Annotated in this window: 10 protein-coding genes and 1 tRNA gene; 9 read left to right on the top strand and 2 right to left on the bottom strand. The window is 39.1% G+C overall.

The features are described 5' to 3' along the window. The first annotated feature begins 41 nt into the window (after positions 1–41). From H6G68_RS24050 to msrA, 3 genes are all read left to right on the top strand, one after another. Positions 42–2558, top strand: a complete 2517-nt coding sequence (locus tag H6G68_RS24050; protein WP_339327887.1) for a BsuBI/PstI family type II restriction endonuclease — start codon at positions 42–44, stop codon at positions 2556–2558. A 105-nt stretch (positions 2559–2663) separates the two neighbouring features. After that, positions 2664–3587: an ABC transporter permease gene (locus H6G68_RS24045; protein ID WP_190908899.1), complete on the top strand. Its 924-nt coding sequence runs from the start codon at positions 2664–2666 to the stop codon at positions 3585–3587. 395 nt (positions 3588–3982) lie between these two features. Next, entirely contained in the window at positions 3983–4648 is a 666-nt protein-coding gene (gene msrA, locus H6G68_RS24040) for a peptide-methionine (S)-S-oxide reductase MsrA (protein WP_127053696.1), read from the top strand. Between the two features lie 184 nt (positions 4649–4832). On the opposite strand, the gene H6G68_RS24035 is transcribed toward msrA, so the two are convergent. Both H6G68_RS24035 and H6G68_RS27720 read right to left on the bottom strand, forming a co-directional pair. Next, entirely contained in the window at positions 4833–6656 is a 1824-nt protein-coding gene (locus H6G68_RS24035; protein ID WP_190908898.1) for an aspartate kinase, read from the bottom strand. Between the two features lie 395 nt (positions 6657–7051). Next, positions 7052–7186: a hypothetical protein gene (locus H6G68_RS27720; protein ID WP_277925557.1), complete on the bottom strand. Its 135-nt coding sequence runs from the start codon at positions 7184–7186 to the stop codon at positions 7052–7054. Between the two features lie 190 nt (positions 7187–7376). Here H6G68_RS27720 and pstS point away from each other — a divergent pair, with 190 nt between their 5' ends. The 6 genes from pstS to H6G68_RS24005 all read left to right on the top strand — a co-directional run bounded on the left by pstS (position 7377) and on the right by H6G68_RS24005 (position 12384). Next, a complete protein-coding gene (gene pstS, locus H6G68_RS24030; RefSeq protein ID WP_190908897.1) occupies positions 7377–8417 on the top strand; it encodes a phosphate ABC transporter substrate-binding protein PstS in 1041 nt (346 codons plus the stop codon). 87 nt (positions 8418–8504) lie between these two features. Then, a complete protein-coding gene (gene pstC, locus H6G68_RS24025; RefSeq protein ID WP_190908896.1) occupies positions 8505–9497 on the top strand; it encodes a phosphate ABC transporter permease subunit PstC in 993 nt (330 codons plus the stop codon). A 52-nt stretch (positions 9498–9549) separates the two neighbouring features. Then, entirely contained in the window at positions 9550–10431 is an 882-nt protein-coding gene (gene pstA / locus H6G68_RS24020) for a phosphate ABC transporter permease PstA (RefSeq protein ID WP_190908895.1), read from the top strand. Between the two features lie 271 nt (positions 10432–10702). Then, complete coding sequence (pstB, locus tag H6G68_RS24015; RefSeq protein WP_190908894.1) at positions 10703–11482, top strand: phosphate ABC transporter ATP-binding protein PstB; 780 nt, start codon at positions 10703–10705, stop codon at positions 11480–11482. Positions 11483–11614: 132 nt separating this feature from the next. Next, the gene (locus H6G68_RS24010; RefSeq protein WP_190908893.1) at positions 11615–12217 is read left to right on the top strand and encodes a chromophore lyase CpcT/CpeT; all 603 of its coding nucleotides are present in this window, start codon (positions 11615–11617) and stop codon (positions 12215–12217) included. Between the two features lie 96 nt (positions 12218–12313). Continuing rightward, positions 12314–12384 (top strand) — tRNA-Cys (locus H6G68_RS24005). Positions 12385–12571: the final 187 nt, after the last annotated feature.

The following is a 12571-nucleotide window of genomic DNA, read 5'->3' as shown; positions in this document are numbered from 1 at the left end:
AAATTGTATGTTATGAAAAAATAACAGTAAACCGAGTAAAAGTGCTTAATTTTCAACAACTACATCAACTAACAGAACATACTCAAACTTCATTCATTGAACGTGTAGATTTATTGCGATTACAAGCAACTCGTGAACTGGATTCTACACAGCAGGCAAAAATGGGACAATTTTTGACTCCTGCTCCAACTGCTTGCTTACTAGCATCAATGTTTGATGTATCACATTCCTCTATCCGTCTTTTAGATGCTGGTGCAGGAATTGGATCATTGACAGCAGCATTTGTATCCAGAATATGTCAACTAGATAAGAAACCTAAGTCTTTATCTGTTAGTGCCTATGAAATTGATTCCACACTCATAAATTATTTGAATCATACTATTAAGATGTGTGAGCTTGAGTGCAATAAGGCTGGAATTCATTTTACAGCAGAAATTTTGCCAGAGGATTTTATTAAAGCTGGCGTAAATAAATTGAAATTAGGATTAACTTATCCTGAGCAGAAGTTTGATTTTGCCATCCTCAATCCTCCTTATCGAAAAATTCAAAGTCAATCAGAATATAGAAAAATTTTAAGTCAAATCAAAATAGAAACAACTAATCTCTACACTGCATTTCTCTGGTTAACTACTCAGTTAATGGCTCCGAATGGACAACTAGTAGCTATTACACCACGCAGTTTCTGCAATGGCTCATATTTTAAAAATTTCCGAAAAACTTTTTTGGCGGATTTATACTTCCGCAAAATTCATATTTTTGAATCACGCAATCAGGTATTTAAAGATAATAATGTTTTGCAAGAAAATATCATTTTTCAAGCAATAAAATCTAAAAACAATGATAATGAAGTGGAAATAATTTCTAGTGTGGAACCTGATGATAAAGCATCAACCGTCAGTTATATTAAACATTCTCAGTTAGTACAACCTGATGATTTTAATTTATATATTCGCATTGTCACTAATAGTTTAGAGCAGCAAATAGCTAAACAAATGATGACATTTAGCTGCACTTTAGAGGAGCTTGGTTTGTCAGTATCCACTGGTAAAGTAGTTGATTTTCGAGCAAGTGCATTTCTCCGATCTACTCCCGAAAAAGATACTGTACCTCTAATTTACCCAGGTCATTTAGTTAATTGTTCTATTGTTTGGCCAAAACCAAATTATAAAAAGCCAAATGCAATTGTTGACTGTCCAGAAACTGAAAAATTACTATTATCATCTGGTATTTATATTCTGACAAAGCGATTCACCACCAAAGAAGAACCTAGAAGGATTGTAGCAGCTATTTTTCATCCAAAACAATATCCACAACCAAAGATTGGTTTTGAAAATCATTTGAACTATTATCACTGTCATGGTGGAGGTTTACCTGAAAAACTAGCTTGGGGTCTAGTAGCTTTCTTGAATTCTACTTTAGTTGATGAATATTTTCGTCAATTTAATGGTAATACTCAAGTCAATAGCACAGATTTACGTAGTTTAAAGTATCCTAACCTGGCTCAACTGGAAAAATTAGGAGAAAGGTATTTATCAGGATTGATAGACCAGGATAAAATTGATATTTATATGGAAGAGTTGTTTAATATGTCTGATAATTCAAATGAATTTAATTCTATCAAAGCAACTAAGCGGATTGATGAAGCATTAGCAATTCTAAAGGATTTGGGTTTACCTCGTGAACAATATAATGAGCGGTCTGCTCTGGTTTTACTATCTTTTTTAGACCTGAAGGCTATGGACTCATGGATAGAAGCTAAAGCTCCTCTGCTAGGGATTACTCCAGTCATAAAATTTATTGCTGAAAATTATGGACGAACCTACAAACCCAATACTCGTGAAACTATTAGAGATGAAACGGTAGCTGCTTTTGTTAATGCTGGAATTTTAGTAAAGAATCCAGATAAACCCGATAGACCAACAAATAGCCCAAAGACAATTTATCAAATTGAATCAGCAATTCTGGCTTTACTTCAAACTTACGAAACTGAGGAGTGGACTACAAATTTACGAGATTATCTTGTTTTTAATGAAACACTCAAGGCTCGTTATGCTCAACATCGTGAGATGCAAATGATTCCTATCAAACTTCCGAACCAGCAAGACATTAAAATTACTGCTGGTGGTCAGAATATTTTAATTAAAAAAATTGTTGATGAGTTTTGTCCTAGATTTACACCAGGAGGAGAAATTTTATATTTAGGTGATACTGGTTCTAAGTATGGGCATTGTAACACAAATGCACTTCTGTCTTTGGGAATTACTCTAACACAAGCTCAAAAAATACCAGATTTAATTATTCACTACACTGTTAAAAATTGGTTAGTAATTGTCGAGGCAGTATCCAGTAATGGACCAATCAATGTGCAACGACAAAATGAATTAAAGTTACTTTTTGGTAATTCTACTGCTGGACTAGTTTTTGTGACCGCTTTTATGGATCGTAGTAATTTATTAAAATTTATACATCAAATAGCGTGGGAAACAGAAGTTTGGATAGCTAGTGATCCATCACATATGATTCATTTTAATGGAGAAAGATTTCTTGGTCCATACTAGTATTCTGTTAAAAAAAATTCAGAGATATAAGTTTACGAAAAGCCAAAAGCTATAAAATACAAAGCTTCTAGATTTTCACAAGCGTCAAAATAAATTTGACAGACCATGAACCTTAACTTTTTTTCAGATTATTTAGTTGCTAGTTTGCATCTTTCTGTACCCCTAGCATTTGCCGCATTAGGAGGATTATATTCAGAACGTTCAGGAGTTTTAAATATTGCCTTAGAAGGAATGTTACTAACTGGTGCTTTTACCAGCGCAGCGACAACATTCTACACTGGTAATCCTTGGTTGGGTATTTTGGCTGCTGTAATTGCTGGAGGTTTAGTAGGTTTACTTCACGCTTTTTTATCTGTAACTTTGCGAGTTGATCAATTAGTTTCTGGTTTAGCTATTAATTTAGTCGCATCAGGAATAACATCATTTTTAGCCAGGTTAATATTTAATGGTAGTACCCAAAGATTACCAGGAATTGAAGCGATCATAATTCCCGGTTTATCACAAATTCCGATTATAGGAAAATTACTATTTCAGCAAGATATTTTTGTTTATTTAATAATATTGCTGATTATTTTAACTAGATATATTTTGTATTATACAAACTTTGGTTTAACCTTGCGAGCAGTGGGAGAATATCCTCCAGCCGTAGATACCGCCGGTTTATCTGTGTCATCAGTGCGTTACTGTGCGGTGATTATTGGTGGCTGTCTTGCGAGTTTGGGGGGTGCTTATCTTACATTAGTGCAGATTAGATTTTTTGCCGAAGGGATGAGTGCAGGAAAAGGATTTATTGCGATCGCAGCGTTAATATTTGGTAAATGGCATCCTGTCGGTTCTGCTTTGGCTTCTTTACTATTTGGTGCAACGGAAGCTTTACAACTGCGAATTCAAGCTTTAGGTGTAAATATTCCCTATCAATTTTTGCTAATGTTGCCATATCTGATCGCTATTTTGGCATTAGTAGGATTAGCCGGCAAATCCACACCCCCAAAAGCATTAGGTATTCCCTATTTTAAAAGCGATCGCTAATACAGCAGAATTCAGGAGTCAGGAGACGCTTCGCAGACCTTCGGTTCAGGAGTCAGGAGTCAGGAGTCAGGAGTCAGGAGTAAAACTGGCTTTGTGTATAGGTTTCAATTTAGATTCTGTACCTCATTGATCTGCAATCTGCTGTAAATACTTATATCCTCAATAGCCAGGAATAACACTGTCTGCTCGGTTATATCTTAGATTAAAGAATCCAGGGTGGTTAGGACATCAATTGATGATGAAACTCCCACTACAAGAGGGTTTTACTCCTGACTCCTGACTCCTGACTCCTGACTTCTGCTATATCTTAGATTAAAGAATCCAGGGTGTCTTTAGACCTGAGAATATTTACAATAAAGAAGAATAGCAATCATTCATCATACACATCAAAAATCATGGGAATATTCGGATTTGGTAAAAAGTCGGGAATGCCTACACCAGAACAAGCTTTACCCGGACGCAAAGAAGTAATGCGAGTACCCGCACATCACTACGTTAACAAAAATCCCCTCAAAGCACCTTTTCCTGAAGGCTTAGAAACCGCCATGTTTGGATTAGGCTGTTTTTGGGGTGCAGAACGCAAATTTTGGCAACAAAACGGAGTTTACACAACTGCCGTTGGTTATGCTGCCGGTTACACACCCAACCCCACCTATAATGAAGTTTGCAGTGGGCTGACTGGTCATAATGAAGTGGTGTTAGTTGTCTTTGACCCCAAAGTAATTAGTTATACTCAACTGCTAAAAGTCTTTTGGGAAAGCCACAACCCCACCCAAGGAATGCGTCAAGGTAATGATTCTGGTACTCAATACCGTTCGGGAATTTATGTTTATTCAGCAACGCAAAAGCAATTAGCAGAAGCATCGCGGGACGCTTATCAAAAGGCACTCAACGGTGCAGGCTATGGACAGATTACCACAGAAATCTTAGATGCACCTGAATTTTACTATGCTGAAGACTACCATCAACAGTATCTAGCTAAAAACCCTGGTGGTTATTGTGGTTTAGGTGGTACTAATGTTGCTTGTCCAGTGGGTATTGCTGAAGCGACTGTGAATTAAAAGCAGGTGACAGGGAACAGGTGACAGGTGACAGTGCTAGAAGCCTTTTATTGTCTAAGTTTTAGCATTGGGTGATGTCCTAAACGCCTTGTCCGTTGCTATAAAAGCAGTTTTCAGGAAATGGATACAGACTAGTACCGCAAGTCTGTATCTGTAGATTGTTTGGAATTGTGATTAAACTTGTTTAAACTGGGACTACAAATTTCTCGCTACCAGCTAAATCAAAAGCAGCGTGAATGACTTGCAAAGCTTTCACCCCTTCTTCTTGTGCCACAACACAGCTAATTTTAATCTCCGATGTCGCAATCATTTGAATGTTGATTTGGTGTTCTGCTAAAGCCTCAAACATTTTGGCAGCAATACCTGGTTGTCCTACCATACCAGAACCGACGATACTAACTTTAGCGATCGCACTATCTAAGACTACTTCACCCCATCCGATCTGTGCTGCAACTTGTTGTAATTTAGCTTGAGCGTTTTCTGCATCCATCCTCGCCACGGTAAAGGCTATATCCCGCCGAGGAATGCCATCAACCACCCGACAACGCTGGGATTGAATAATCATATCAATGCTGATGTTATGCTCTGCCAGTAGCCCAAATAACCGCCCTGCCATGCCGGGAATATCTGGTAATTGACGAATAGCCAAACGAGCTTGATTCATATCTAAAGCCACACCACGCACTGCGGGAGAATTGGCAGCGGGGGGAGTCAGGGAAGTAGAGGAAGCGGTGATTTCAAAGCCTCTACAAAGTGCTACAATTGCGCGATCGCAATCAACTGCATCTACCAAACAACTAACTTTCACTTCACTGGTAGAAATCATCTGAATATTCACCCCCGCGTCAGCTAAGGTAGCAAACATCTTAGCCGCAACCCCAGGACGACCAATCATTCCTGCACCAGCAATACTCACTTTTGCCGTATCTTTTTCTATTATTACCTCAGCTTCGTCAGAGTTCGGTTGATTTCTTAATGCTGGTGCTATGGCGGCTGCTACGGCTTCTGCTCTTTTTAATATTGGTGTATTTACAGTAAAAGCAATATCATTACTATTACCTTCATGAATTGACTGAATAATCAAGTCAACGTCTACATTTTGCCGAGAAATTTCTCCAAATAACCGCGCCGCAACACCTGGCTTATCGGGGACACGCAACAAAGATACCTTTGCTTGGTCGCTATCAAATTCTACAGCATCAACAGGACGAGCTAATTCTAAATTGACAAGCGATAGCGGAGCGCTGCTGCAAGCAGTTCGCTCTCGAGTATGAGGTGTTGTCACCCAAGTCCCTGGCTGCTCCGTCCAACTTGAGCGTACCACCAAAGGCACACCATAATTCCGAGCAATTTCCACAGCGCGGGGATGCAGCACTTTTGCCCCTAAACTTGCCAATTCCAGCATTTCATCACAGGTGATTTCTGTCATCAACTGAGCTTCCGGGACAAGACGTGGATCTGTAGTTAAAATCCCTGGGACATCGGTATAAATTTCACAAAAATCCGCTCCGATTGCTGCTGCCAAAGCCACTGCGGAAGTGTCAGAACCACCACGTCCCAAAGTGGTAATTTCTAATTCTTCTGTGCTGCTGATGCCTTGAAATCCGGCCACGACAACAACCTTACCTGCTTCGATTTGCCGCATCAAGCGTTCAGTTTCAATATGTAAAATCCGAGCGCGAGTATGTTCAGCTTCAGTAACAATTCCTACCTGAGCGCCAGTCATAGAAATTGCTGCTTGTCCGATTTCCTGCAAAGCCATACTTAGTAAAGCAATGGTGACTTGCTCCCCAGTGGAAAGCAGCATATCCATTTCTCGACGGTTAGGATTTTTAGAGATGCCATTGGCAAGTTTCACGAGTCCGTCAGTGGTTTTCCCCATTGCTGAAACCACTACCACCACCGAGTTTCCTGCTTTTACAGTTTTGTCAACTCGCTGTGCAACAGCTTGAATCCGTTCGACTGAACCAACAGATGAACCACCGTATTTCTGAACTATGAGCGCCATATTTATTATATTGAATTCATTATCCTGAGTCTCGTTGGTAAGGAGGCCAGGGAGACATTTAGAAAAATAATTATATCGTGATTGGTGGTATCAGGAGGCAGGGATATGGTGATGTGGAAACATTACCTGCAATGTTTCTTAATATATTTTTTGATTGTTTGATACCATATCTAATTTCATAGAATCCCAGTAAACTTGCTGCCACTAGCAAAGGGAGGAATTGACACTCTCAGGTCTAAAGACACTGAGCTTTAAGCCTACCGGAAAACTTGTAAGTAGTCGTGCCAAATAAATTGCACATTTCGGGAAGGGAACAGGGAACAGGGAACAGGGAACAGGGATTTCTATTTTTTGGCAAAATTTGGCAAAATGTATAATTAATTTTGCCGAGGTACTTAATAGAGTCCCTGATAAGCCAGCATCAAGCCTAAAAGCGCTGCTGCGAAAACTTTTGAGGAGAGAATGAGCAAAATTACAGTTTCAAACACTCCTAAGCCACCAGGAATATTACTGACAACACCGACAAACATTAAACAGGTGCTGGTTACTTTACAGATTCTGCTACTACGTAAATAATAAATTTACCTACTCCTTAAGGAATAATTTAAACATAGTTTAATGTGTTCTTTAACTTTTATTAAATCACTATTAACTATTAAGTATGAACTTTGTTGAAGGCTGTGATTCCATCAGGAAAATATTCCTTAAATTAGAGGTAGTATGACTTTTTTGACCACCATTTTCAACCGTGCAGTTACTTTTTCAGTACTAACAGGCGCTGTCGCACTTAGTCCTGTTTTGACAGCAACTGCTCAAGCTCAAACTCTCAACGGTGCAGGAGCGACTTTTCCGGCTCCTCTTTACGAACGTTATGCTCGTGAAGTTAAAAAGAAACATCCCGAATTGAAAGTTAACTACCAATCAATTGGGAGTGGTGGTGGAATTCGTCAAACCATCGCTGGAACCGTTGATTTTGGTGCTAGTGATGCAGCTATGAAAGATGATGAAATGGCCAAAGTTAAAAATGGTGTCATCTTAGTACCCACAGCAGGTGGTGCTGTTTCCGTTGTTTATAATCTACCAGGTGTTAACAAACTCAGATTGTCTCGCAAAACCCTCCCAGAAATTTTTTCTGGACAAATCACTAAATGGGACGACGCAAAAATTAAAGCTGATAACCCAGGTGTAAATTTACCAAATCAACCAATTAAATTTGCGGTTCGTGCTGATGGTAGCGGTACAACTTTTATTTTCACCAATCATTTGAGTTCTATTAGTGGTTATTTCAAAGGCAGAATTGGCGCTAATACTGCTCCCAAATGGACGCTACCAAACGTTCTCAAAGGTAAAGGTAATCCCGGTGTAGCTGCCTTAGTAGCTCGCACTCCTGGCTCTATTGGTTATGTTGAATATGACTACGCTACTAAAAACAACTTAAAATCAGCAGAAGTACAAAATAAAAAAGGAGAATTTGTGGCTCCTTCTTTACAAGCTGCTAATGCTGCTTTATCTACTGTGACTTTTCCAAATAATTATCGCGTTTTTGTTGGAGATCCAGGACAGGGTTATCCTATTGTTGGTTTGACTTGGATGATGGTTTATAAGCAATATCCTACTCCCGCTAAAGCTGAAGCTGTTAAAAAATGGATTAATTGGGTACTCAAAGATGGTCAACAATTCAATGATGACCTAAATTACACCAAAATTCCTGGTGATGTTGTCAACCGTGTCCTACAGACAGTCAATAGCACCGTTAAGTAATTTGTAATATTTCTGCTGAATTCGTTTTAGTAGAGTGGGTAATTCTCACTCTACTGGCATTAAAATGGGATGATTTTTTTGTAGAACATGACTAACTTATTTGAACCAAGCGATCATAATTCACAGAATTTAAGTAGTAAAAATATCGATTTAACAGCTACGGGCGGCGCTGGTTTTCGATTTGACCAAGGATTTACATTTTTAGTTTATCTGTTTGCTACTATCACCGTAGCAATACTATTTGTGATGACTTGGGTAATTTTCCAAGAAGCGCAACCAGCAATTGCTAAATTTGGATTCGGTTTTTTGTGGGGTCAAGATTGGGATACAGGTAATCAAATATTTGGTGCATTACCTTATATATATGGAACTATCGTCAGCAGTGCGATCGCTATTTTCTTAACTGTGCCTATAGGTATATCCGTAGCCTTGGTAACAAGTGAAGACTTTTTACCAGATGTGGTCAAAAATATTATTGCTTTTGTAGTGGAATTAATAGCTGCTATCCCCAGTGTCATTATTGGCTTGTGGGGAATTTTTGTGTTTATTCCCATTTTAGAACCTCTGCAAAAGTGGTTAAGCCTCCTGTTTAAATTCATCCCTCTATTTAATACCCAAGATCCAGCGGGAAACAATATGTTGACTGCGGGAATAATCCTTTCCATCATGATTTTGCCAACAATGGCAGCCATTTCTCGTGATGTATTGATGGTCATTCCTAAAGAGTTACGTAGCGCATCTATGGCTTTAGGTAGCACCCGCTGGGAGACAATTTTTCGCGTTTTACTACCAGCAGGATTTTCAGGTATGGTGAGTGCAGCCATGCTGGCTTTAGGACGCGCACTTGGTGAAACAATGGCAGTAACAATGGTGATTGGCAATTCTCCTCAAATCAGTATATCTTTACTTGATCCAGCTTATACAATTCCCGCCGTTTTAGCTAATGAATTTGCTGAAGCTGAACCAGGATTGCACATTGGGGCATTAAGCTATTTAGGCTTGATTTTGTTTGCATTAACTCTATTGGTTAATATTGGCGCTGTCTTATTAGTGCAATGGGTTGGCAAGAAAAATAGATAATCAATAAATACTAATACTGTTCATCTTTGAAAATATAAAATTCCAACTTGATATGAGCGAATCTCTTAATTCCGAAATCGATGAATCTCTAGTAGACAAATTACTCAGTCCTCTCCCAACTCAGCGGCGTTTATTTACTTATGTAATGAATGCAGTTTCTTTCGGTTTGAGTTTATTAGCATTCTTTCCTTTATTATCAATTTTATGGGAAATTATGAAGCGGGGACTGTCTGGTTTAAAACCAGAGATGTTTTTCCAGCCATTGATTGAAAATGGGTTTGCCAATGCCATCCTCGGTACTATACTCATGGTGGGTATTGGTGCAATGTTGAGCATTCCTGTAGGGATAATGACAGGCATCTTTTTAGCAGAATTTGGACGCACTAACCAAATTACTAATTTTGTTCGTTTTATTAACTCTATCCTCACAGGTGTTCCCTCAATTGTCGTCGGAATGTTTGCTTATGGAGTCGTTGTTCTAGCTACTAAACAATTTAGCTCCTTGGCTGGAGGCTTTGCTTTATCTGTGATTATGCTCCCAGTGATTGTCTTGACAACAGAAGAAGCCTTAAAACTGATTTCCATTCAACAACGTCTTGCTTCTGCTGCTTTAGGGGGAACTCGGTTTCAAACTACTTTTCGGATTGTTTTGACTGCGGCTATACCGGGTATTACTACAGGTATTTCCTTAGCAATTGCTCGCGCTGCGGGGGAAACAGCACCACTAATTTTTACCGCTTTATTTAGTCAAAATTGGTCAGATGGGTTATTGAGTCCCACTGCTTCTTTACCAGTATTAATTTTTAACCTTTACAACAGCCCAGACCCAGAAATTAACCAATTAGTCTGGACTACTTCTATAATTTTACTGAGTTTATCTTTGTTTTTTAGCCTTGTTTCTCGCTTATTGAGTAGCAAAAGCAGGTTAAAGTAAATTAAAGTTAAAAATGTAAGAATTCAGGAGTCAGGAGTCAGGAGTCAGGAGACGCTACGCAGACCTATGGCTTACGCCACGCTGCGCTATCGGTTCAGAATGCTTATGAAATGAAGAATAGAGAGAGGTGAGATTTTATCAAAATCATCAAAGTTTACTAAAAAAGCCTTTATTCTCCTGAACCACAGGTCTGCGTAGCGTCTTCTGTATTCTCTATTCTGAATACTTACTTAAAAATTTGTTTTTTAGACCAAGTATTTACATATCAAGTATGAGTAACCTAGTTCCAGCCATCAAAGTTAAAAACCTCAGTTTTTACTACGGAAATTCTAAAGCTATTGAAGGGATATCACTAGATATATGTCAGAATCAAGTAACTGCAATTATTGGACCTAGTGGTTGCGGTAAATCTACTTTTATTAAAACACTCAATCGGATTAGTGAATTAGAAGGGAAGGTAAAAGTTGAGGGAAGTATAGAGTTTTTTGGGCAAAATATTTATGATCCTCGCATCAATATAAATCGCCTGCGTCGAGAAATTGGCATGGTATTCCAAAAACCAAATCCTTTTCCAATCAGCATTTATGAAAATGTCGCTTATGGTGTGAGAATAGCAGGTAGGTGTCCGAAAGTAGAATTAGATGAAATTGTCGAATCTGCCCTTAAAGGTGCGGCGCTTTGGAATGAGGTAAAAGATAAGTTAGATCAATCTGCTTTAGGGCTTTCTGGTGGACAACAACAGCGTCTTTGCATAGCCCGCGCTTTAGCTGTAAAACCAAAAGTTTTACTAATGGATGAACCTTGTTCAGCCCTAGATCCCATTGCGACAATGAAAGTCGAAGAACTAATTCACAAATTGCGTTCTGAGTTAACAATTGCAATTGTCACTCACAATATGCAGCAAGCAACCCGCGTTTCTGATTTTACAGCTTTCTTTAGCACCGATGAAAGTCGCATTGGCCAGATGGTAGAATTTGGGACTACAGGTCAAATTTTTCGTAATCCTCTAGATAACCGTACCCGTGATTATGTGGCTGGGCGTTTTGGTTAGTGTCATTTGAGATTTGAGATTTGAGATTTTGAATTTGGAGTCAAGCGACGTGACACGCCAAGGTTTAAAATTAGCCAATATGTGTCAGGCGGTTTTCAGCCTGTGTCCTAAAATCCAAAATCCAAAATTCCTATGACTCATTCTACAGATATTGCCACTTTAGCTCGTTGGATGGCGGCTGATTTTAGCAATCAAGCCCAAGTTTTTGAGAATCCGGCTTTTTTTGCCCATATTCGTGTATGTATGCGTCCCCTTGATTTTGGGGTATTGTCAGGGGTAAGTTTGTTTGTGGAACAAGCTTATGACTATATGCTGAATAAACCCTATCGGGTGCGGGTGTTAAATTTGCTGACAGTAGGGGATAAAATCCATATTGAAAACTATACTGTCAAAGAAGAAAAAGACTTTTATGGTGCTTCCCGTGATTTACCAAGGTTGCAGACTTTAACGAGCGATCGCTTGGAAAGGCTTTCTGGTTGTAACATGATTGTAGACTGGACGGGTAGCCACTTCAAAGGCACAGTCGAACCGGGAAAGGGTTGCATGGTCATGCGTGACGGGCAAAGAACCTATTTGGATAGTGATTTTGAGATTGATGGTGAAAAGTTCATCAGCCGCGACAGAGGACGAAATCCCGATACAGATGAGCATATTTGGGGTTCTGTGGCTGGGCCATTTTACTTTGTCCGCTGGGGCAACTTTGCCGATGAAGTGAAATTAAGTTCTGATTCCTGAATCACTGTAGGACAGGCCAGAAGCCTGTCCAGAAAATTTTTCAGCCAGATGATGCAATTGGGCGAAAATAGTAGTAATATAAATATTGGCGAGTCTGGCGACATAGCCAAGTGGTAAGGCAAGGGTCTGCAAAACCTTCACCCCCGGTTCAAATCCGGGTGTCGCCTTTGAAAAAAAGTGTAAATTAAAACCCCAGCAATCATTGCTGAGGGTTTTTGTGTATATTGACAAATAACATTTACTGTTTTAGGACTTACGCATTGACAGAATGACAAAATAGTGCATTTATAAATATGGGTCATCTAGTCATAGGTATCGGACAATTAGAGAAATAAGTAAACCATCCACAGCACA

This window comes from Anabaena catenula FACHB-362 (assembly GCF_014698735.1).
Taxonomy (GTDB): Bacteria; Cyanobacteriota; Cyanobacteriia; order Cyanobacteriales; family Nostocaceae; genus Anabaena; species Anabaena variabilis_A.
This window is presented reverse-complemented; position numbering and strand designations above follow the sequence as displayed.

Coding starts and splice junctions, on each gene's coding strand:
- H6G68_RS24045 (WP_190908899.1), top strand. CDS start 2,664: ATGAACCTTAACTTTTTTTCAGATTATTTAGTTGCTAGTTTGCATCTT.
- pstC (WP_190908896.1), top strand. CDS start 8,505: ATGACTAACTTATTTGAACCAAGCGATCATAATTCACAGAATTTAAGT.
- pstA (WP_190908895.1), top strand. CDS start 9,550: ATGAGCGAATCTCTTAATTCCGAAATCGATGAATCTCTAGTAGACAAA.
- msrA (WP_127053696.1), top strand. CDS start 3,983: ATGGGAATATTCGGATTTGGTAAAAAGTCGGGAATGCCTACACCAGAA.
- H6G68_RS24035 (WP_190908898.1), bottom strand. CDS start 6,656: ATGGCGCTCATAGTTCAGAAATACGGTGGTTCATCTGTTGGTTCAGTC.
- H6G68_RS27720 (WP_277925557.1), bottom strand. CDS start 7,186: ATGTTTGTCGGTGTTGTCAGTAATATTCCTGGTGGCTTAGGAGTGTTT.
- H6G68_RS24010 (WP_190908893.1), top strand. CDS start 11,615: ATGACTCATTCTACAGATATTGCCACTTTAGCTCGTTGGATGGCGGCT.
- pstB (WP_190908894.1), top strand. CDS start 10,703: ATGAGTAACCTAGTTCCAGCCATCAAAGTTAAAAACCTCAGTTTTTAC.
- pstS (WP_190908897.1), top strand. CDS start 7,377: ATGACTTTTTTGACCACCATTTTCAACCGTGCAGTTACTTTTTCAGTA.